Annotated in this window: 18 protein-coding genes and 1 tRNA gene; 15 read left to right on the top strand and 4 right to left on the bottom strand. The window is 72.1% G+C overall.

All coding sequences use genetic code 11. From position 1 onward, the window contains the following. The first annotated feature begins 25 nt into the window (after positions 1-25). From JOD60_RS08940 to JOD60_RS08955, 4 genes are read left to right on the top strand one after another with little or no spacing between them, the layout of a single operon-like run. On the top strand, positions 26-1,099 hold the full coding sequence (locus tag JOD60_RS08940; protein WP_076690313.1) for an aldo/keto reductase: 1,074 nt from the start codon (positions 26-28) through the stop codon (positions 1,097-1,099). Next, positions 1,075-2,028 carry a 4-(cytidine 5'-diphospho)-2-C-methyl-D-erythritol kinase gene (locus JOD60_RS08945; protein ID WP_232321733.1) on the top strand — a complete coding sequence of 318 codons (954 nt, stop codon included), beginning with the start codon at positions 1,075-1,077 and terminating at the stop codon, positions 2,026-2,028. The genes JOD60_RS08940 and JOD60_RS08945 overlap by 25 nt, the downstream gene beginning before the upstream one ends. Before the next feature lie 24 nt (positions 2,029-2,052). Next, on the top strand, positions 2,053-3,369 hold the full coding sequence (locus tag JOD60_RS08950; RefSeq protein WP_076690314.1) for a GNAT family N-acetyltransferase: 1,317 nt from the start codon (positions 2,053-2,055) through the stop codon (positions 3,367-3,369). 4 nt (positions 3,370-3,373) lie between these two features. After that, on the top strand, positions 3,374-3,628 hold the full coding sequence (locus JOD60_RS08955) for a GrpB family protein (protein ID WP_076690315.1): 255 nt from the start codon (positions 3,374-3,376) through the stop codon (positions 3,626-3,628). Between the two features lie 34 nt (positions 3,629-3,662). Here the strand turns inward: JOD60_RS08955 and JOD60_RS08960 are convergent, their stop codons facing one another. Beyond that, positions 3,663-4,511 (bottom strand): spermidine synthase, encoded by an 849-nt coding sequence (locus JOD60_RS08960; protein ID WP_157127917.1) that lies wholly within the window; start codon positions 4,509-4,511, stop codon positions 3,663-3,665. Between the two features lie 57 nt (positions 4,512-4,568). On the opposite strand from JOD60_RS08960, the gene JOD60_RS08965 reads away from it, so the two are divergent. Next, positions 4,569-6,407, top strand: a complete 1,839-nt coding sequence (locus tag JOD60_RS08965) for an ABC-F family ATP-binding cassette domain-containing protein (RefSeq protein WP_076690317.1) — start codon at positions 4,569-4,571, stop codon at positions 6,405-6,407. Between the two features lie 24 nt (positions 6,408-6,431). On the opposite strand, the gene JOD60_RS08970 is transcribed toward JOD60_RS08965, so the two are convergent. After that, positions 6,432-6,929 carry a MarR family winged helix-turn-helix transcriptional regulator gene (locus JOD60_RS08970; protein ID WP_076690318.1) on the bottom strand — a complete coding sequence of 166 codons (498 nt, stop codon included), beginning with the start codon at positions 6,927-6,929 and terminating at the stop codon, positions 6,432-6,434. 142 nt (positions 6,930-7,071) lie between these two features. On the opposite strand from JOD60_RS08970, the gene JOD60_RS08975 reads away from it, so the two are divergent. The 7 genes from JOD60_RS08975 (at position 7,072) to JOD60_RS09005 (ending at position 15,557) form a co-directional block, all read left to right on the top strand. Continuing rightward, a tRNA-Gln gene (locus JOD60_RS08975) sits at positions 7,072-7,143 on the top strand. A gap of 1 nt (position 7,144) precedes the next feature. After that, on the top strand, positions 7,145-8,617 hold the full coding sequence (gene glmU / locus JOD60_RS08980) for a bifunctional UDP-N-acetylglucosamine diphosphorylase/glucosamine-1-phosphate N-acetyltransferase GlmU (protein WP_076690319.1): 1,473 nt from the start codon (positions 7,145-7,147) through the stop codon (positions 8,615-8,617). Then, positions 8,592-9,626 (top strand): ribose-phosphate diphosphokinase, encoded by a 1,035-nt coding sequence (locus JOD60_RS08985; protein WP_076690320.1) that lies wholly within the window; start codon positions 8,592-8,594, stop codon positions 9,624-9,626. The genes glmU and JOD60_RS08985 overlap by 26 nt, the downstream gene beginning before the upstream one ends. A 46-nt stretch (positions 9,627-9,672) precedes the next feature. Further along, positions 9,673-12,390, top strand: coding sequence for an HAD-IC family P-type ATPase (locus tag JOD60_RS08990; RefSeq protein ID WP_076690321.1), 2,718 nt, complete (start codon positions 9,673-9,675; stop codon positions 12,388-12,390). Positions 12,391-12,496: 106 nt separating this feature from the next. Beyond that, the gene (locus tag JOD60_RS08995) at positions 12,497-13,018 is read left to right on the top strand and encodes an FMN-binding protein (RefSeq protein WP_076690322.1); all 522 of its coding nucleotides are present in this window, start codon (positions 12,497-12,499) and stop codon (positions 13,016-13,018) included. Further along, on the top strand, positions 13,018-14,007 hold the full coding sequence (locus JOD60_RS09000) for an FAD:protein FMN transferase (RefSeq protein WP_084201960.1): 990 nt from the start codon (positions 13,018-13,020) through the stop codon (positions 14,005-14,007). The genes JOD60_RS08995 and JOD60_RS09000 overlap by 1 nt, the downstream gene beginning before the upstream one ends. Then, a complete protein-coding gene (locus tag JOD60_RS09005) occupies positions 14,007-15,557 on the top strand; it encodes an FAD-dependent oxidoreductase (RefSeq protein ID WP_076692131.1) in 1,551 nt (516 codons plus the stop codon). Before JOD60_RS09000 ends, JOD60_RS09005 begins: the two co-directional genes overlap by 1 nt. Positions 15,558-15,719: 162 nt before the next feature. Here JOD60_RS09005 and JOD60_RS09010 read toward each other — a convergent pair whose 3' ends face one another. Together JOD60_RS09010 and JOD60_RS09015 are read right to left on the bottom strand one after the other, a co-directional pair. Then, entirely contained in the window at positions 15,720-17,246 is a 1,527-nt protein-coding gene (locus tag JOD60_RS09010) for a sensor histidine kinase (protein ID WP_084201961.1), read from the bottom strand. Next, positions 17,243-17,977 carry a response regulator transcription factor gene (locus tag JOD60_RS09015; RefSeq protein ID WP_076690323.1) on the bottom strand — a complete coding sequence of 245 codons (735 nt, stop codon included), beginning with the start codon at positions 17,975-17,977 and terminating at the stop codon, positions 17,243-17,245. The genes JOD60_RS09010 and JOD60_RS09015 overlap by 4 nt, the downstream gene beginning before the upstream one ends. A gap of 213 nt (positions 17,978-18,190) precedes the next feature. Between JOD60_RS09015 and JOD60_RS09020 the strand changes: the two genes are divergently transcribed. From JOD60_RS09020 to JOD60_RS09030, 3 genes are read left to right on the top strand one after another with little or no spacing between them, the layout of a single operon-like run. Then, positions 18,191-19,693, top strand: a complete 1,503-nt coding sequence (locus JOD60_RS09020) for an ABC transporter permease (protein WP_076690324.1) — start codon at positions 18,191-18,193, stop codon at positions 19,691-19,693. A gap of 53 nt (positions 19,694-19,746) precedes the next feature. Further along, positions 19,747-20,472, top strand: coding sequence for an ABC transporter ATP-binding protein (locus tag JOD60_RS09025; protein ID WP_076690325.1), 726 nt, complete (start codon positions 19,747-19,749; stop codon positions 20,470-20,472). Between the two features lie 53 nt (positions 20,473-20,525). Further along, entirely contained in the window at positions 20,526-21,539 is a 1,014-nt protein-coding gene (locus JOD60_RS09030) for a magnesium and cobalt transport protein CorA (protein ID WP_076690326.1), read from the top strand. The last annotated feature ends 126 nt before the right edge of the window (positions 21,540-21,665 follow it).

A 21,665-nucleotide genomic window follows, 5' to 3' on the forward strand; every position in this document is an offset into this window, starting at 1 on the left:
GGGGCGCCGTCGCTAGCCTGGGAAGGTGACCGACATCGAAGAGCGCTTCCCGCCCGCGCGCGGCGGAGACATCCATCGTCCGTACATCGCCGCTGAGAGCCGCTACACGGGGGCCGGGTTCCGTCAGGTCGGTTCCAGCGGGCTCTACCTGCCGCCGATCTCGCTCGGCCTGTGGTGGAACTTCGGCGACAACATCCCGTTCGACCGGCAGCGGGCGGTGCTGCGCCACGCATTCGACCGGGGCATCACGCACTTCGATCTCGCCAACAATTATGGCCCGCCCTACGGGTCTGCGGAGACGAACTTCGGCCGCATGATGCGGGAGGACTTCCGCCCGTACCGCGACGAGCTCATCATCTCGTCGAAAGCAGGCTGGGACATGTGGCCCGGCCCCTACGGGAACCTCGGTTCGCGCAAGTACCTGCTCGCGAGCGCCGGGCAGTCGCTCCAGCGCATGGGGCTCGACTACGTCGACATCTTCTACTCGCACCGCTACGACCCCGTCACCCCGCTCGAAGAGACGATCGGCGCCCTCGACACGCTCGTGCGCCAGGGCAAGGCGCTCTACGTCGGCATCTCGTCGTACAGCGCCGAGCGCACCGTCGAGGCGACGGCGATCGCCCGATCGCTCGGCACGCCGCTGATCATCCACCAGCCGTCGTACTCGATCCTGAACCGCTGGATCGAGGACGGCCTCACCGGTGCTCTTCGTCAGGAGGGCATGGGCGCGATCGCGTTCACGCCGCTCGCGCAGGGCCTGCTCACCGACAAGTACCTCGGCGACGGCACCGCCGAGCGCGCGCAGCAGCGCGCGTCGCTGCCGGGCCGCAGACTCAGTGCGTCGGCACTGGCAGCCCTCCGCAGCCTCGACGTCGTCGCGAAGGAGCGCGGCCAGTCGCTCGCGCAGCTCGCGCTGCAGTGGGTCCTGCGCGACGAGGTCGTCGCCTCGGCTCTCATCGGCGCATCGCGCACCGAGCAGCTGGACGAGAACCTCGCGGCGATCGACGGCCCCGCGTTCACAACCGAGGAGATCGAGCGCATCGACGCCGTCTCGGACTCGATCGACGTCGACCTGTGGGCGGAATCGGCGACAGCGTGAGCCTGGCCGGCGTCTCCGCCCCGCGCGTGCATGTGCGCGCCCCGGGCAAGATCAACATCGCGTTCGACGTCGGCGACGTGCAGTCCGACGGCTACCACGACGTCGCCTCGGTGTATCAGGCGGTGTCGGTCCACGAAGACCTGTGGGCGTCGCTCGACGACGCGTACGCGATCGACGTGACCGGCGATGTCGACGTCGCCGGGGTGCCGCTCGACGAGGGCAACCTGGCGGTGCGCGCGGCGCGCCTGGTCGCCCAGCGCGCCGGCTGGACCGGCGGCATCCGTCTGCAGATCCACAAGGGCGTGCCGGTCGCCGGCGGCATGGGCGGTGGGTCGGCGGATGCCGCGGCCGCCCTCGTCGCGGTGAACGAGCTGCTGGATGCCGGGCTCAGCACCCTCGAGCTGCAGGAGCTCGGGGCGCAGCTGGGCGCCGACGTGCCCTTCGCCGTGCTCGGCGGCACCGCGATCGGCACCGGGCGCGGCGACGAGCTTGCCCCCGCCCTCGTGCGGGGCCGGTTCGACTGGGTGCTCGCGACGAGCGCCGACGGCCTGTCGACGCCGGCGGTGTACGGCGAGCTCGACCGGCTGCGGGCGCTTCCCGACATCGCGCCCGCGCACGGCGTGCCGCGCGTCGACCCCGCCGTGCTGCAGGCGCTGCGGGCGGGTGACCCGGCCGCACTCGCCGCGGCCGTGCGCAACGACCTGCAGGAGGCAGCGCTCTCGCTGCGCCCCGCGCTCGCCGACGTGCTGCGCGCGGGGACGGATGCCGGCGCGCTCGCCGGCCTCGTCTCCGGCTCGGGCCCGACGATCGCCTTCCTCGCCGCCGACGAGCGCGCCGGCGACGACCTCACCGCCGCACTCGCCGCGACGGGCCTGCGCGTCTTCCACGTGCACGGGCCCGTCCCCGGCGCCCGCGTCGTGACCCGCTGAGCCGCTGATTTCCCGGGAGGAACCGTGACCGACCTTCGCACCCGCTACCACGATGCCGGCATCGACCGCGGCGCCGTCGAGGGCCTCGCCGCGCACGGCTTGACGGTCGCGCGCGTCGGCGACGCCGACCGCGACGCGACCGACGCGTGGCTGGAGGCCGTCGCGCGCGGATTTCTCGACGGCGAGCCGAACGACGCGCGGCGGGAGGCGTTCTTCGATCACACGGCGTACCGCCGCAAGATCGGGGTGTACGACCCCGCGGCGCCCGTCGCGCAGACGCCGGTCGCGACGTTCGCGTCGTGGATCGCCGAGCTGTCGCTGCCGGGCGGCGGGGCGGTCCCGGCATCCGCCATCAGCTCGGTCACGGTCGCCCCGACGCACCGGCGCCGCGGGATCCTCCGCGCCGTGATGCGCGGCGAGCTGCGCGCGGCGGTCGAGCTGGGGGTGCCGATCGCCGCTCTCACGGTGAGCGAGTCGACGATCTACGGACGGTTCGGCTTCGCGCCGGCGGTGGTCGCGGCGCAATGGGAGATCGACGTGCGCCGCGCGCGGTGGATCGGCCCCGACGCGCCGGGACGCATCGACTTCGTCACGCGCGAGCAGGGCCGCGCGCTCGCCGACACGCTGCACGAGCGCGTGCGCCGGGGCATGCCGGGCGAGATCGACCTGCCCGGCGGGCACCCCGACCGCTTCTTCGGCACGCGGCCCGACGCCGAGAAGGCCGACCAGCTGCGGGTCGTGCAGTACCGGTCGCCGGACGGCGAGGTCGACGGGCTGGCGCTTTACAGGGTTACCGAGAACCACGACGACTTCACCCAGTCGTCCCTCGATGTGGCGCTGCTCCTCGCGGCGACCGACGACGCATACGCGGGGCTGTGGCGGTTCCTGCTCTCGCTCGACCTCATCAGCACGGTGCGGGTCTCCGAACTCGCCGTCGACGAGCCGCTCTGGTGGATGATCGCCGATCAGCGCGCCGCGAAGATCAGCCTGCGCGACCACCACTACCTCCGCATCCTCGACGTGCCGGCGACGCTCGCCGCGCGCCGGTTCGACGTCGCCGACGCGGTCGTGCTCGAGGTGACCGATCCGCTCGAGATCGCCGGTGGCACGTTCGCGCTGACGACGGATGCCGAGGGCACCGCATCCGTCGACATCGTCGACGCGCCGCCGGTCGGCCTTCCGGTCGTGACCCTCGGCATCGCTGAGCTGTCGGCGCTGCTGCTCGGCGGCGTGTCCGCGGTGACGCTCGCGCGCGCCGGGCGCCTGCACGCCGACGACCCGGCGCGCATCGCGCGGCTGTTCGCGACGACGGTCGCCCCGCGGCTGAGCTTCTGGTACTGACCGGATGCGCGCCCAGCATCCATCGCCCGAGGACATCGTCCGGTTCTCCGACGCCCCCGAGCCGGCGCGTCACATCATCTTCCGTGACTGGCTTCGGGCGCACCCGGAGGACCGCGAGGTCTACCGCGACGCGAAGCGCGCGGCGGCGGCGGCGTCGAACGCCCGCGGCGAGCGTGTATCGGAGTGCAACGAACGCAAGTCGGATACGACCCGCGAGATCTACGCGAGGGCGTTCCGCGACGCCAGCTTCATCGACTGAACGGGTCGCCGCCCGCTCGATGCTCGTCGCCGAGCTAGCCCCACCGCGGGTGGTCGGGGTCGGGGGAGTCGGTCCCGTCGGCATCCGTCATGATCCGCGCCGACCCGATCCACGCGGTCAGCTCGTCACCGGCGAACAGCTGCGGCGCGGGGGCGCCGAGGAGAGCGGGATCCTCCGCGACGCGCAACGGCCGGTCGCTCGCGAACACGAGCACGTTCCCGAGGGGCCCGGCCTCATCGTCGGGATCGAAGTCCAGCACGACCGCGACATGCGCGAACAGCGACCGTAGCGTCGCGGCCTGGCGCCGGGAGTAGTCGAACGGGTGCCCGTCGAGCAGATTGACCGCGACGACCCCGCCCGGCACGGAGCGCGCCGCGACCCGCGCGTAGAACTCCCGGCTCGCCACGCGGTGGCGGATGACGGCGGCGTCCCACAGGTCGACGACGGTGAACTGCGCGTCCGTCCAGTCCGAGGGCTCCGCCGAGTCGGCGACGTCGCGGGCATCGCCGAAGACGGCCCGCACATCGGCCTGCGCAGGGAGCGGCAGCGCCGCGAGCACCGCCGCGTACAGCGCGGGCTCGGACTCCACCACAAGCTGCCGCGAGTCGGTGCGTGTCGCCTCGACGTAGCGGGCGAGGGTCAGCGCCCCCGCTCCGAGGTGCACGGTGAACAGCCGCGAGCCCGCGGGCGCTGCGGCATCGATGGCCCGGGCGATGTGGCGCACGTATCCGTACGCGAGGGTCGTCGGGTCTTTCGTCGACACGATCGACTGGGGCACGCCGTCCACGCGGAGCTCGTACCGGCCGGGCCGCAGGCGCGACCTGACCAGCACGGCCTCGCGATCTCCGAGCGGAAGCGAGAACACCCGGCGACGATTCGGCACCTCTCCAGCCTACGTGGGGCGGAGTCCGGGCAGCCGCTCGCGTAGCCTGGACGGGACATGGCACACCTTCTCGGCGGCGAGAGCCTCCACCTCGAGTTCCCCACCAAGGTCGTCTTCGACTCCGTCTCGCTCGGCGTCGACGAGGGCGACCGCATCGGCATCGTGGGGCGCAACGGCGACGGCAAGTCGAGCCTCATGGCGATGCTCGCCGGCCGGCTCGAGCCGGATGCCGGACGCGTCACCGTCCGCGGCGGCGTCACCGTGGGGGTCCTCGACCAGGGCGACGTGCTCGACGACGCCGAGACGGTCGGGCACGCCGTCGTCGGCGACGCCGCCGAGCACGAGTGGGCCGGGTCCGCACGGGTCCGCGACGTGATCGCGGGGCTCGTCGCCGACCTGCCGTGGGATGCGACGCTCGGCACCCTCTCGGGCGGCCAGCGCCGGCGCGTCGCGCTCGCGCGGCTGCTCGCGGACGACTGGGACGTGCTGGCGCTCGACGAACCCACCAACCACCTCGACGTCGAGGCGATCGCGTGGCTCGCGGCGCACCTGAAGAGCCGGTGGGCGAAGAACGCGGGCGCGCTGCTCGTCGTCACGCACGATCGATGGTTCCTCGACGAGGTGTGCACGACGACGTGGGAGGTCCATGACCGCATCGTGGAGCCCTTCGAGGGCGGCTACGCCGCCTACATCCTGCAGCGGGTGGAGCGCGACCGGCAGGCCGCCGTCATCGAGCAGCGGCGCAAGAACCTCGCGACGAAAGAGCTGGCGTGGCTGCGCCGCGGCGCACCCGCGCGCACCGCGAAGCCGAAGTTCCGGATCGACGCGGCCAACGAGCTGATCGCCGACGTGCCCGAGATCCGCGACAAGGTGCAGCTGCAGTCCCTCGCCGTCTCACGGCTCGGGAAGGACGTCGTCGACCTGCTCGACGCCGGGGTGACCTACCCCGACCCGTCGACGGGCTCGGGGACCACCGTTCTCCACGACGTGACCTGGCGCATCGCGCCGGGGGAGCGCACCGGCATCCTCGGCGTCAACGGCGCCGGAAAGTCGACGCTGCTGGGGCTCGTGGCCGGCACCGTCGAACCGACGAGCGGCCGCGTCAAGCGCGGCAAGACCGTGAAGGTCGCGACCCTCACGCAGCGGATGGACGAGCTCGACGAGCACCTGAACGATCCCGTGCGCGTCGTCATCTCGGGACTCCGCACGAGCTACACGATCGGCGCCGGGTCGAAGGCGACCGAGCTCACGCCCGGGCAGCTGCTCGAGCGCATGGGCTTCAGCTCGGCCCAGCTGTCGACACCCGTGAAGGATCTCTCCGGCGGCCAGCAGCGCCGGCTGCAGCTGCTGCTGATCCTGCTCGACCAGCCCAACGTCCTCATCCTCGACGAGCCCACGAACGACCTCGACACCGACATGCTCGCCGCGATCGAGGACCTGCTCGACTCGTGGGCCGGGACGCTCCTCGTCGTGAGCCACGACCGGTACTTCCTCGAGCGCGTCACCGACCAGCAGTACGCCGTCCTGGCCGGGCCGGACGGCGCCGGGCGCCTGCGCCACCTCCCCGGCGGGATCGATGAGTACCTGCGCCTGCGCGAACTCGAGCGCACGCGCGGCGCGCAGACCGGGCCTCGCGGACAGGCCGCCGCCACCCCGGCATCCGCCCCCGCCCTCGCCGGCGCAGACCTCCGCGCCGCGCAGAAGGAGCTCGCCGCAGCGGAGCGGCGCATCGAGAAACTGACGGCGCAGGCAGACGCGGCGCGCACCGCGCTGGCCGACCACGACCAGTCCGACTACGTGGGGCTCGGCGAGAAGATGAAGGCGATCGGCGAGCTCGACGCCGAGATCGCGGCCCTCGAAGAGCGCTGGTTCGTCCTCACCGAGCTCCTCGGCTGAACCCGCCGCCGCGGGAAGCGCGCGTCAGGTGTCGAAGCTCAGGCTGAGCTTGCGCAGCAGCCCCGCGAGCCGCTCCCGGTCGCTCCGGGACAGCACGCCCAGCAGCACCGCCTCGGCGTCGACGAGGCGCGTGATCGCGGCATCCACCCGCGTCCGGCCCTCCTCGGTGAGCGTCACCAGCACGCTGCGGCCGTCGGCGGGATCGGCTTCGCGTCGCACGAGCCGCCGGCCTACGAGCCGGTCGATCCGGTTCGTCATGGTGCCGCTGGAGACGAGGGTCTGCTGCAGCAGCTGCTTCGGGCTCAGCTGGTACGGCTCACCCGCCCGCCGGAGCGCCGACAGCACATCCCACTCCCACGGCTCCAGCTCGCTGCGGCGGAACGCCTCGCGCCGCGCCCGGTCGAGGTGACGGGAGAGCCGGTCGACGCGCGACAGCACCTCCAGCGGCGAGAAGTCGAGGTCGGGGCGCTGCGAGCCCCATGCGTCGACGATCCGGTCGACCTCGTCATGCTCAGCAGCCATCCCCCCATTATCCGGCCCGGCCTCGGCGAGACCGCACGCGGGGCCCGGGGCGGCGGGCGATCCCCGCCGTTTCGGCCGCTCGATGCGGTCCCGCGGGTGTCGGGCTGGCAGACTGGAGGGCGGCGCGGCCACGGCCGCCCGGTCCGCCGTGGTGTAACGGCAGCACGACAGCCTTTGGAGCTGTGAGGCCCAGGTTCGAATCCTGGCGGCGGAGCATGACGAATACCACACTGGACACCTCGCTCGCCGTCGTGATCCTCGCCGCAGGTCAGGGCACCCGGATGCGGTCGGCGCTGCCGAAGGTGCTGCACCGCATCGGCGGCCGCCCGCTCGTCGGGCACGTGCTCGACACTGCGCGCGACCTCGCGCCCGGGCACGTCCTCGTCGTCGTGCGCCACGAGCGCGACCAGGTCGCGGAGGCGGTCACGGGCGTCTCCGACGAGGTGGTCGTCGTCGATCAGGATGAGATCCCCGGCACGGGCCGCGCCGTCGAGGTCGCGCTCGCCGCCGTACCCGACTTCGACGGCGACGTGCTCGTGCTCTCCGGCGACGTGCCGCTGCTGGATGCCGACACGCTCGCCGCCCTGGTGCGCGATCACCGCGCCTCCCGCGCCGCCGTGACGCTGCTGTCGGCCGTGCTCCCCGACGCGACCGGCTACGGCCGCGTCATCCGCGGCGCCGACGGCACCGTCGAGCGCATCGTGGAGCAGAAGGACGCGACGGATGCCGAGGCCGCCGTCACCGAGATCAACGCGGGGGTCTACGTCTTCCAGGCCGCCGCCCTCCGCGAGCACCTCGCCGACGTCGGCACCGCCAACGCGCAGGGCGAGAAGTACCTCACCGACGTGATCGGGCTCGCCCGCCGCGCGGAGCGGACGGTCACGGCATCCGTCGTCTCGGACGTCACCCTCACGCTCGGCGTCAACGATCGCGCACAGCTCGCCGAGGCGGGGCGGCTGCTGAACGCCCGCACCGTGCGCCGGTGGCAGCTCGAAGGCGCCACCATCCAAGACCCGGCGACCACCTGGATCGACGTGACCGCGACCCTCGCCCCCGACGTGACGGTGCTGCCGAACACGCACATCCTGCGCGCGACGGCCGTCGCCGCCGGTGCGACGATCGGCCCCGACACGACGCTGGAAGACTGCGAGGTCGGCGAGAACGCCGTCGTCCGCCGCGCCGACGCGACCCTCGCCGTCATCGGCGCCGGTGCCACCGTCGGCCCGTTCGCGTACCTCCGTCCCGGCACCAAGCTCGCCGCCGGCGGCAAGATCGGCACCTTCGTCGAGACGAAGAACTCCACGATCGGCGAGGGGAGCAAGGTGCCGCACCTGTCGTACATCGGCGACACCACGATCGGCCGCGGCGTCAACCTCGGCGCCGGGGCCATCACCGCCAACTACGACGACATCGCCAAGCACCGCACCGAGATCGGCGACGAGGTGCACTCCGGCTCGCACAACGTGTTCGTCGCCCCCGTTAGGATTGGTGACGGCGCCAAGACAGGCGCCGGCGCGGTGATCCGCAAGGACGTCCCCGCCGGCGCTCTCGCCCTGAGCGTCGCCCCTCAGCGCAACGTCGAGGGGTGGGTCGAGAACCACCGACCGGGAACGGCAGCGGCGGATGCCGCGGCACGTGCCCGGTCCGCACAGGAACAGGGCGATGGGTCGCAAGAAGCACACGGTTGATCTCGACGTCGAACGCGGCATCGCCCCGGGCATCATCGCCAAGACGAAGAAGCGGCTCGTCATCGCGAGCGGCAGTTCGCATCCCGAGCTCTCGAAGGCCGTCGCCGACGCCCTCGGCACGGAGCTCGTGCCCACCGAGCACCGCACGTTCGCGTCGGGTGAGATCCTGACCCGCTTCGAGGTCTCGATCCGCGGCTGCGATGCGTTCATCATCCAGTCGTTCGGGCCGCCGGTGAACGAGTGGCTCATGGAGCTGCTCATCATGCTGGATGCCGCCAAGCGCGCGTCCGCGAAGCGGATCACCGTCGTGGCCCCCTACTACCCCTACTCCCGGCAGGACAAGAAGGGCCGCGGCCGCGAGCCGATCAGCGCCCGCCTCGTCGCCGACCTGCTGAAGACCGCCGGCGCCGACCGCGTCATGAGCGTCGACCTGCACGCCGCGCAGATCCAGGGATTCTTCGACGGTCCCGTCGACCACCTGTTCGCCAAGCCCGTGCTGCTGCAGTACTTCAAGGACAGCCTGTCGCCCGAGGACCGCGACAAGCTCACCGTCGTCTCGCCCGACACCGGCCGCGTGCGCGTCGCCGACCAGTGGTCGGACTCGCTCGGCGCCCCGCTTGCCATCATCCACAAGCGCCGCGACCCGAACGTCGCGAACCAGGTGACCGTCAACGAGATCGTCGGACACGTCGCCGGGCGCGTGTGCCTCCTCGTCGACGACATGATCGACACCGGCGGCACGATCGTGAAGGCCGCGCAGGCGCTCAAGGCCAACGGCGCCGAGCGCGTCATCGTCGCGGCCACCCACGCGATCTTCAGCGACCCCGCCACCCAGCGCCTACAGGACGACTCGATCGACGAGGTCGTCGTCACCGACACCGTCCCGCTGCCGCCTGAGAAGCGGTTCGACTCGCTCACCGTGCTCCCGATCGCGCCGCTGCTCGCACGCGCGATCAAAGAGGTCTTCGAGGACGGGTCGGTCACGAGCATGTTCGGCGGTGACGCCTGACGCTGCGCGGCGACGCCGCCCGAACCGGATGCCGTAGATTTGCGCTATGGCCGACACGCTCACCGACGCCCAGCTCACCGTCGCGCGGCCCTACGCGCTCGACGCCGACGAGGTGCGTGAGGCGCTGCGGGTCGGCGCCGACGGACTGACGGCCGACGAGGCCGCGGCGCGCCGCGAGGTCGCCGGGCCGAACCTCCTGCCGGAGGCGAAGCGCACGCCCGGCTGGCTGCGCTTCCTGTCGCACTTCAACGACACCCTCATCTACATCCTGCTGGCCGCCGCGGCCATCAAAGCGGTCATGGGGGACTGGCTCGACTTCTGGGTCATCATGGCCGTCGCGGTCATCAACGCGGTCATCGGCTATGTGCAGGAGGGGCGGGCAGAGAAGGCGCTGGCCGGCATCCGCGGCATGCTCTCGGCCGATGCCACCGTTCGCCGCGACGGTGCGTGGACGACGATCGCCGCCGCCGATCTCGTGCCGGGCGACGTCGTGCGGCTCATGCCGGGCGACAAGGTGCCCGCCGACGTGCGGCTCGTCGAGGCGACGCAGCTGCGCATCGACGAAGCCGCCCTCACCGGCGAGTCGGTGCCGTCGTCCAAGCAGACGGCACCCGTCGCCGTCGACGCCGGTGTCGGCGACCGCGCGTCGATGGCCTTCTCGGGGACGATCGTCTCGGCCGGTCAGGGCGTCGGCGTCGTCACCGGCACGGGCGCGGCCACCGAGATCGGCAAGATCCAGGCGCTCGTCGGCGAGGCGGGGTCGCTCGACACGCCGCTGACCAAGCAGCTCGACGGCTTCGGCAAGGCGCTGACCCTCGTCATCCTCGGCATGGCGCTCGTCATGATGCTGATCGGCCGGTACCTGCACCAGATGCCGATGCCCGAACTGATCTCGGCGACGATCGGCTTCGCCGTCGCGGCGATCCCCGAGGGACTACCGGCGCTCGTCACGATCACCCTCGCGATCGGCGTGCAGCAGATGGCGCGGCGCAACGCCATCACCCGCAAGCTCCCCGCCGTCGAGGCGCTCGGGTCGGTCACGACGGTGTGCTCGGACAAGACAGGGACGCTCACGAAGAACGAGATGACGGTCCGCCGCATCGTGACCCCCGTCGGCCGCTACGAGGTCTCCGGGCTCGGCTACCAGCCCGACGGCGGCATCACCCCGGCCGGGGGTCGCGACCTCGCGGCGATCCTCGCCGTCGCGGATCTCTGCAACGACGCCGAGCTCTCACCCGACGGCGAGGGCGGCTGGCGCCTGGTCGGCGAGCCCACCGAGGGCGCCTTGAAGGTCGCGGCGATGAAGGGCGGCGTGACGGATGCCGGGACGAAGCGCCTCGCGGTCGTGCCGTTCGACTCCGCGAACAAGTTCATGGCCACCCTCAACGAGGCCGGCGACGGCGCCCGCGCGATCCTCGTCAAGGGCGCGCCCGACCGGCTGCTGGATCGGTCGCTGACACAGCGCGGCCGTGACGGCTCCGAGCCGGTGGACCGATCGTTCTGGGAAGCGGCGATCGACGAACTCAGCGGACAGGGCCTGCGCGTCCTCGCCGCCGCCCGCAAGGCCACGCGCGCCGACGAGCTGGGCGAGAGCGACCTGGTGGACCTGGAGTTCCTGGGGCTCTGGGGCATCGTCGACCCCCCGCGCCCCGAGGCGATCGAGGCGATCGCGGACTGCCATGCCGCCGGCATCCGCGTGAAGATGATCACCGGCGACCACGCCGGCACGGCCGTCGCCATCAGCCGGGAGATGGGACTGCTCCCCGCGGCCGGCTCCGCGGGCGACGCCGAGGTGCGCGTCCTCACCGGCGCCGAGCTCGAGGCGCTCAGCCAGGAGCAGCTGAAGGCGGTCGTCCGGGACGTCGACGTCTACGCCCGTACGAGCCCGGAGCACAAGATCCGCATCGTCCGGGCGCTGCAGGCACACCACGAGGTCGTCGCGATGACGGGCGACGGCGTCAACGACGCGCCCGCCCTGAAGCGCGCCGATGTCGGAGTGGCGATGGGCATCAAGGGCACCGAGGCCACGAAGGAGGCGGCCGATATCGTCCTGGCCGACGACAACTTCGCCACAATCCGCAGCGCCATCGCCGAGGGGCGGCGCATCTACGACAACCTGCGCAAGTCGGTCGTCTTCCTGCTGCCGACCAACGGTGCGCAGTCGCTCGTGATCCTCGTCGCGGTGCTGTTCGGGCTCACGCTGCCGCTCACCCCGGTGCAGGTGCTGTGGGTCAACATGGTCACCGCCGTGACCCTGTCGCTCGCACTCGCGTACGAGCCGGCCGAGCGCGGCATTATGACCCGCCCGCCACGCGCGCCGGGCGGGTCGATCATCTCGGGACGCGAACTCGGGTTCGTCCTCGTGGTGTCGCTGCTCATCGGCGGCGCGACGCTCGCCGTGTTCGGCATCTCCCTCGCCCGCGGTGCCGACCTCGAGGTCGCCCGCACGGAGGCGGTGACGATGCTGGCGCTCGGGCAGCTGGCGTATCTGCTGAACTGCCGGTTCCTCACGCGGTCCTCGCTCACCGTGGATGTGCTGCGCGGCAACCCGGTGATCTGGTGGTCGGCGCTCGTGCTGATCGTGCTGCAGGCCGGATACATCTACCTGCCGTTCATGAACGACCTGTTCGCCTCGGAGCCGCTCGACGCCGTGGGATGGCTGCTGCCGATCGGGATGTCGGTCGTGGTCTTCCTCGCGGTCGAGGCCCTCAAGGCGCTGCGGCGCGGCCGCACCGCCGCGCCTGCACTCAATGCAAACGCATAGGTCTTCCCGAGCCTTCACCGCCGCTGCGCGAGTTAGCGTGGAACGCGACCGGCCGCTGCGTGCCGGGCCGACCCTCACCGCAGGGCACGACAGCAGGAGGACCATCATGATCCGCACCACCGCCGTCCCCGCCACGCGCCGCACGCGCGCCTCGGCCCGCACGGGTGTCGCAGCCGCATCCGTCCTCGGCGTCATCGCCCTCGCCGGCTGCGCCTCCGCCGCCGATGCCGAAGAGAGCGCATCGACCCAGACCGACGCGGCGGCCACGCCCGCCGCGACCGCGTCGGCGGGGGAGCAGAGCACCGGCTCTGCGGACGGGGCCTCCGACGGCGCCTACGCCGACGGCACCTACACCGCCGACGGCTCGTATGCGACACCCGAGTCGGTCGAGACGATCACGGTGACCGTGACGCTCGAGGACGACGTCATCACGGACGTCGAGGTCACCGGCAACCCCACCAAGCGGGAGTCCGAGCAGTATCAGAGCAAGTTCATCGGGGGCATCTCCGCGGAGGTCGTCGGCAAGAACATCGACGAGATCTCGGTCTCGCGCGTCGCCGGCTCCTCGCTGACCAGCGGCGGGTTCAACGAGGCGATTCAGGCGATCAAGGCCGAAGCGGCCGCGTGATGCCCGCCGCGGGCCGACCGGTGGTGGCCGGGGCGGCGGGCGCGTCGGCGGCCGGGGCGGCTGCCGAGGTGGCGGCGGCGGGGGCGCGGTCCCCACCGGCGAGGTCCGCGGTTGAACGGCCGCGGGAGCGCTGGGAGTTCGCCGCGATCGGCACGGTGTGGCGCATCGACACCGCCGCGCCCCTGGATGCCGCCACCCGCGCCGCGGTCACCGCGCTGATCGACGCCTTCGACCGCGACTGGTCGCGCTTCCGCCCCGACTCCCTCGTCACCCGGCTCGCCGCCGGCGGAACGGCGGACGCGCCGACCGCGGATGCCGTGCCCATGCTCGACCTGTTCGCCGCGGCATCCGCCGCCACCGACGGCGCCGTGAACCCTCTCATCGGCGACGCGCTCGCGCGCCGCGGCTACGACGCCGGGTACGGGTTCGTCGACCGCGGCGCGCAGCCCGCCCCGGCCGCGTGGCGCGATCTGCTGCGCTGGGACGACGGCATCCTGAGCCTTTGCGCGCCGGCGACGATCGACGTCGGCGCGCTCGGCAAGGGGCGTCTCGTCGACCTCGTGCTCGCTGAGGTGCGCCGCCGGGTCGTCGGCGCGGTGACCGTCGAGGCGAGTGGTGACATCGCCGTGGCCGGTGCCACCGAGCGCATCGCGCTGGAGCATCCGTACGATCCGACGCGCGCGATCGGCGTGTGGGAGGTGACCGACGCCGCCCTGTGCGCGTCGGCGACGGGGCGCCGCGCGTGGCCGGGCGCCGACGGGGCCGGGCTGCACCATGTGCTCGACGCCCGCACCGGCGAGCCGGTGCGCACGATCGCGGCTACGTGGGCTCTGGCCGCCGACGCGATCACCGCCGACGCGGTCGCGACGACGCTGTTCTTCGACGGCGGTCCCCGCTTCGCGGCCGAGCGCGACGCGCAGTGGGTGCGGATGACCACCGACGGCCGCGTGGAGTGGTCGCCCGGCAGTACGGCAGAGTTGTTCCTGTGATGTCTTCCCTCACCGTCGTCTGGAACCGCGTCTTCGCCGTCGTCGGGCGGGTCTCGATGTACCGGCTCGTCGTGCTGGCCCTCGCCGCCCTCGCCGCCATCGCGTTCGCGCTGTCGTTCTTCGGCCTCGCCGGCCCCACGCCGGGGGAGCTCCTGGCCGCGCTGGCAGTGCTGGCGGCGGCGTGCGCGGCGACGGATGCCGTGGCCCACCGCATCCTCGGCACCCCCTGGCGCTGGGAGTCCTCGCTCATCACGACGCTCATCCTGCTGTTCGTGCTGCGGCCGACCCTCGAGCCGCTGGGCCTTGTGGGCCTCGCGGTCGCCGGAGTCGTGGCGTCGGCATCCAAGTACCTGCTCGCCTGGCAGGGCCGGCACATCTTCAACCCCGCGGCGGTCGGCGCGGCGGTCCTCACGGTGCTGAGCGTCTGGCTGCCCGATCTCGGATCGTCGTCGTGGTGGGTCGGGACGCCGAGCCTCGCCGCGCCCGTCATCATCCTGGGGCTCGTCGTGCTGGTGCGCACCGAGAAGGTGCGTGTCGTGGCGGTGTTCGTCCTCATCGCGTGCGCCGTCGCATTCGTGCGCACCTCGGTGCAGTACCAGCAGGTCGGGCTCGAGCTCGACGGTGCCACCGTGTTCTGGCAGATCCTGTGGTCTTCGCCGTTCCTCTTCCTCGGGGCGTTCATGCTCTCCGAACCGCTGACGCTCCCGCCCCGGCGCTGGCAGCAGTTCACCGTCGCGGCCCTCGTCGGCGTGCTGGCCGGCTGGCCGATCGACGTCGGGGAGGTGAGCCTCGGGCAGGAGCGCGCGCTGCTCATCGGCAACCTGCTCGCGTTCGCCTTCGCGGTGCGCACCGCCGTCCGGCTGACCTACCTCGGCCGCATCCCGCTGACCCCGACGGTCCGCGAGCTCGCGTTCCGCGCCGAACGGCGGTTCCGTTTCGTCGCGGGGCAGTATCTCGAGCTCGAGGTGCCGCACCCGCATCCCGATGCGCGCGGCACGCGGCGGGAGTTCTCCATCGTGTCGGCACCGGAGGAGCTGCCCGAGGTGCGCATCGCGCTGCGGGAGGGTTCGCAGTCGAGCTACAAGAAGGCCCTCGCCGCCGTCGAACCCGGGCAGACGCTCGCGGTGACGGGCGTGTGGGGCGACTTCGTGCTGCCCACGCGGCCGATGGCACCCGTGCTGATGGTGGCGGCCGGCATCGGCGTGACGCCCTTCGTCTCGCAGCTGCGGCACCAGCGGCTGTCGGGGGAGGACCGCGACATCGTCTTCGTCTACGTCGCCTCGGATGCCGAGGAGCTCGCCTTCCGCCAGGATCTGGAGGATGCCGGCATCCCCGTCATCGTGTTCACCCGCAACGAGCCGGCCACCCTCCCGCCGCACTGGCGCTGGGCCAAGGGTGTGCGCCTGGATGCCGACGGCCTGCTGCAGGTGGTCCCCGACATCGGTGCGCGTCACGCCTTCATCTCCGGCCCGCCCGGACTCATCGCCGACCTCGCTCCCGCGCTGGAGCGGGCGCGCTCCCTCACGACCGACGCGTTCTCCGGCTACTGACCCACGTTGCGCAGTCGCTCGGGCACGGTGTCGCCACGGGGGACTGTGCGTAAGTGACTGTCGAACGAGGGTCGGGCGGGCGCACCCACGTTGCGCAGTCGCTCGGGCACGGTGTCGCCACGGGGACTGTGCGTAAGTGACTGTCGAACGAGGGGCCCGGGGTCAGGATGCCGGCGTCGCGGGCCGTGCCGGCAGGCGCACCTCGAACACCGTCGCGCCGGGCTCGCTGTCGACGGTGATGGTGCCGTGGTGGGCTGTCACGATCGCCTTCGCGATCGACAGACCGAGCCCAGTGCCGCCGGTCTGACGCGCCCGGGAGGTGTCGGCGCGCGCGAAGCGCTCGAACAGCTCGTCGGCGATGGCGGGATCGATGCCCGGCCCGTTGTCGGCGATCCGCACGACGGCCCCGCCGTCGGCGACCTCGACGCTCGCGACGATGCGGGTGCCCGCGGGCGTGTGCACCCGCGCGTTCGTCAGCAGGTTCGCGACGACCTGGTGCAGCCGCACCGCGTCGCCCGCGACGACGACCGGCTCCTCCCCGGCATCCAGCTCCCACTCGTGCTCGGGGCCGGCGGCCTGCGCGTCCGCGACGGCGTCGACGACGACGCGGGTGAGATCCACGGCGCCGTAGACGAGCTCCTTGCCCTCGTCCAGGCGCGCCAGCAGCAGCAGATCCTCCACGAGGGTCGTCATGCGAAGGGATGCCGCCTGAATGCGCTCCAGTCCCTGCTGCGACTGGTCCGCGGTCGCCGCCAACTGCGCCGTCGTCGCGTGGTCGCCGGCGTCGCGCGACAGCTTCAGCGAGCGCAGCGACAGCTCCGAGTAGCCGCGGATCGCGGCGAGCGGCGTGCGCAGCTCGTGACTCGCGTCGGCGACGAACGCCCGCATCCGCTCCTCGTTGCGCTGGCGGGCGGCGAGAGAGGTGTCGACGTGATCGAGCAGAGTGTTCAGCGCCGCGCCGACCCGGCCGATCTCGTCGGAGGCGTCGGCTTCGGAGGCCGGCACCCGCTCGGTGATGGTGACATCGCCCGAGTCGAGACGCTGCGCGGCGACCCGCGCCGCCGTGTCGGCGACCGAGCGCAGCGGCTTCAGGGACTGTCGGATGACCAGGGCGAGAAGCGCGGCGAGCACCAGCAGGCCGCCGACGGTCAACAGGGCCACGGTCGTGAGGATCTGCGCGACCGTCGAGGTCAGTTCCGAGGTCGGCATGCCGACGAGGTAGAACATCCCGCCCGGCGTGCCCTGGAACTTGACGCGATACTCTCCGACGTCCGCGACCGGCAGGGTTCCCCAGCCCTGCTCGTCGACGCCTTGCGGCATGAGGGCGGAGATCTCGCTCTGCGTCAGCTCCACGACGTTGCCGTCGTGGTCGACGTACGCGCCGGAGAGCCCGCTGAAGGTCTGGAGCACGAGCAGGGTGCCGTTCTCCTGGCGGCCCGCGCTCAGCACGTCCACCGCCGTGCTGCCGGGCTGGATCATGCGCTGGACGATGTTAGAGGCCTCCGACACCTGCGCGTTGAGGTTCTCGACCATGATCGAGCGCAGGATGGTCCCGGTCGCGAACCCGACCCCCACGAGGATCAGCGCGACGAAGGAGACGACCGTGACGATGAGGCGGGTCTGCAGGCTCCAGCGATGCCGGGCGCGCGGGGCGTCCCGCGCGTCGGTCACGGCCGGGGCGGAGCTCACTGCGGCGCTTTGATCATGTAGCCGACGCCGCGCACCGTGTGGATGAGCGGCTCACGGCCGGCGTCGATCTTCTTGCGCAGGTACGAGATGTAGAGCTCCACGACCGAGGAGCGCCCGCCGAAGTCGTAGTTCCAGACGCGGTCGAGGATCTGCGCCTTCGATACGACGCGGCGCTGGTTGCGCATGAGGAAGCGCAGCAGCTCGAACTCCGTGGCCGTCAGCTCGATCTCGGTGCCCGAGCGCTCGACTTCGTGCGAGTCCTCGTTGAGGGTCAGGTCGCCCACCCGCAGGATCGGGTCGGCGCCCTCCGCCATCGCCGTCCCGGCGCGGCGCATGAGCCCCCGCAGGCGCGCCACGACCTCCTCGAGGCTGAACGGCTTCGTGACGTAGTCGTCGCCGCCGGCGGTGAGCCCCGCGACGCGGTCCGCCACGGCATCCTTCGCGGTGAGGAAGAGCACCGGCACGTCGTTGCCCGCGTGGCGCAGCCGCTGCAGGACGGACATGCCGTCGAGGTCGGGCATCATGATGTCGAGCACCATCGCGTCGGGGTCGAACTCGCGCGCCTGGGCCAGGGCGTCGAACCCTGAGCCGGCGCTGCGGACCTCCCACCCCTCCATGCGCAGGGCCATCGACAGCAGGTCGGTGAGCATCTGCTCGTCGTCGACGACGAGCACGCGCAGCGGCGAGCCGTCGGCGCGGTGAAGGGCGGCAGTGGGGGCGGGAGCGGTCATGTCCTCCATTCTCATGACGACTCTGTGGAATGGCTATGGCTGCGGCTATGGGAAACCTATGGATCAGGCGAGGATGCCGCCGCGCGCCCGGCAGGAGGGGCGAGAGCAGGCCATAGGTTCCGCATAACCGCGACCGAGGATCCGCATCATGGGCGCTCCTAACGTCGATGCGTCGGCGCCCTCTCGATCAGCCGGGGCGCCAGAAGGAGACCCATGTACTGGACGTACCTGCGCCGCGAGCTGTCGGGGCGCAAGAAGCAGACCGCGATCGTGGCGATCGGACTCGCCATCGCCATCGCGCTCGTCATCATCGTCAACTCGCTGTCCGCCGGCATCCGCGATGCCCAGGCGCAGGCGCTGGAATCCGTCTACGGCGTCGGCACCGACCTCACCGTCACGGGCGCCCAGACCGAGCCGGGCGCCGACGGCGGCGCGCGGCCGCAGTTCGACTTCGACGAGGACGGGGGCAGCACGTCCGACGACGGCATGACGACCCTCAGCCAGTCGCGACTGACGACCGACTTCCGGCGCGGCACGCTCGACGCCTCGACGCTCGACACGGTGACCGCGATCGACGGCGTCGCGGCGGCATCCGGCGCCCTCAGCCTCACCAACACGACCTTCTCCGGCGAACTGCCGCAGGCGCCCAGCGAGAGCGGGACCACCGACGGCCAGACCGGGGGAGAGGCCCCGCAGGAGGGCCAGGGCGGTCCGGGCGGCGGCTTCGGCGGCGGATCGTTCGGCGTCGACTCGTTCACGGTGCTGGGCATCGACCCCGACGCCGACGCCGTCGGACCGATGTCGGCCGTCACCGTCAGCGACGGGCGCGCGCTCGAAGCCTCCGACGCCGGAGCCGACGTCGCCGTGCTCGACGCCACGTACGCGACGAGCGCCGGCCTCGCCGTCGGCGACACCATGGACATCGGCGGGACGAGCTTCGAGGTCGTCGGTATCGTGACCTCGGCCTCGTCGAGCGCCGACACCGCCTCGAACGTCTACATCCCGCTGGATGTCGCGCAGACCCTCTCCGGCGCCGGCGACGTGCTGTCGACGGTGTACGTGCAGGCCGCCTCCAGCGACGACATCTCCGCGGTGCAGACGGCGCTGCAGGATGCCCTGCCCGACGCGACCGTCAGCTCGCAGTCCGACCTCGCCTCGACGGTCTCCGGCTCCCTTTCCAGCGCGAGCTCGCTCATCACGAGCCTCGGCACGTGGCTGTCGATCATCGTGCTCGCCGTGGCGGTCGCCCTCGCGGTGCTGTTCACGATCTCGGGCATCTCCCGGCGGACGCGGGAACTCGGCACCCTCAAGGCGATCGGCTGGTCGAACTCGCGCGTCGTCGGACAGGTGGCGGGGGAGTCCGTCGTCCAGGCGCTCATCGGCGGTGCGGCCGGCGTCGTGCTGGGGCTTGTTGGTGTGCTCGTGATCAACCTCGTCTCCCCGACGATCTCATCGGCCCCGGCGACGACGGCCGGCATGGGCGGACAGGGCGGCCCGGGCGCCGGCGGCGATGGCGCCGGCGGGATGGGCGGCGGGGGCTTCGGCGCCCAGTTCACCCAGACCGCGACCGACATCGTGCTGCACGCGCCGCTGTCGCTGTGGATCGTCGTGGCGGCCCTGCTGCTCGCCGTCGCGGGCGGCCTCGTCGCCGGCGCGTTCGGCGGCTGGCGTGCCGCGAAGCTCAGCCCCGCCGAAGCCCTGCGAGCGGTCGCGTGAGCGCGGCATCCCCCCTTCCGACCCGTGCGCACACCCCGACCGAGGAGACAGAGATGACCATGATCGACCAGACCGTGACGGATGCCGCGGCCACCCTCACCATGCCGGCCTACCGGCTCGCCGGCGTCACGAAGACCTACCAGCAGAAGGGACGCGTCGTGCAGGCGCTGAAGGGGGTGGACGTCGAGATCGCCGCCGGCGATTTCGTCACGATCCAGGGGCCCACCGGCGGCGGCAAGTCGACGCTGCTGCAGCTGCTGGGGGCGCTGGACACCCCGACCGCCGGACACGTCATGATCGGGGAGACCGATCTCGCCACGGCATCCGCGAAGGATCTCGAGCACGTGAGGGCGCGAGAGGTGGGGTTCGTGTTCCAGGCGTTCAACCTCATCCCCACCCTGACGGCGGCCGAGAACGTGTCGATGGGCCTCGAGCCGCTGGGTCTTGCTCCCGCGGAGCGGGCCGAGCGCGTCGCCGACGCCCTCGCGCGCGTCGACCTGTCCGACCGCGGTGATCACCGCCCCGGTGAGCTCTCCGGGGGACAGCAGCAGCGCGTGGCGATCGCCCGGGCCATCGCGAAGCGGCCCCGGGTGCTGCTGGCAGACGAGCCCACCGGGAACCTCGACGAGTACATGCGCGACGAGATCCTCGCGGTGCTCGAGCACCTGAACGCCGAGGGCCTCACGCTCGTCGTGGTGACCCACGACTCCGCGGTCGCCCGTCGCGCGCGCCGCCGGCTGCGGCTGGACAAGGGGACGATCAAGGACATCACCCGCTGACGCGGGCCGGTTCCTCACCGTGCCGACGTGCGGCTGGGCCTAGGGTGTGACCCATGGCCCAGCCGCACTGCGTCGTCTACCGCGACGGGACGGCCCACCCCACCGACGCCCCGCTGGACGCGGCGCTCGCCGACGCCCGACGAGACGGCGGGATGCTGTGGGTCGCCCTGACCGCGCCGAGTCCCGACGAGGTCCGGGAGGTCGCCGCGACGCTGGGCCTGGAGCGCCTGGGCGTCGCCACGGCGCTGCGCACCCACCAGCGCTCGAAGCTCGACCGCATCGGCGAGCACCTGTTCGTCGTGGCGCAGCCGGCGCAGTACGACGACGCGGCCGAGACGGTGCAGTGCCGCGAGGTGGACGTGTTCGTCGGCCCCGACTTCTTCGTCGCCATCTCCCCGGGCGGGCAGGTCGATCTGGAGCGGATGCGGCGGCTGCTCGACGAGCATCCCGAGATCGCCCAGCGCGGCCCGATGGGCGTGCTGTGGGGCATGTTCGAGTTCGTGACCCGCGGCTACCGCGATGTGCTCGACGGCATCGAGCACGACATCGACGAGATCGAGAAGGAGCTCTTCGGCGAGGACGCCGGGGTCTCCCGCCGCATCTTCGCGCTGCAGCGGGAGGTCATCGATCTGCAGCATGCGACATCGCCGCTGCCCGACATGATGGACCGGCTGCAGCAGGTCGTCGGCGCCGCCTCACCCGACGCCGAGGTGCCCGGGTTCCGCGAGATCGCCGACCGCGCCCGCTACATCGATGCGCGCGTCAGCGCCTTCCGCCACACCCTCGACGACGCGCTGACGATCCACGCGACGATCATCGACCAGCGGCGCAACGATCAGATGAGCGAGATGACCCGCACCAGCATCCTGCAGAACGACCAGGTGAAGAAGATCTCGTCCTGGGCGGCGATCGGCTTCGCGCCGACGCTCATCGCCGGTATCTACGGCATGAACTTCCGGGTCATGCCCGAGCTCGATTGGGCGTGGGGCTACCCGTTCGCGCTCGGACTGATGGTCGCCGTCAGCGCCGGCCTGTACCTCGTCTTCAAGCGCAACGACTGGCTGTAGCCCCGCGCCGCGCCCCGCCGGAGCCGCCATCCGCGCCGGAGCCGCCACGCGCGCCGAGCGGGCCCCTTATCGCCGAGCGGGCCGGTTGCGTACTGTCGGCAACCGGCCCGCTCGCGCGCAACGGGC

The sequence above is a fragment of the Microbacterium aurum genome (assembly GCF_016907815.1).
Taxonomy (GTDB): domain Bacteria; phylum Actinomycetota; class Actinomycetes; order Actinomycetales; family Microbacteriaceae; genus Microbacterium; species Microbacterium aurum.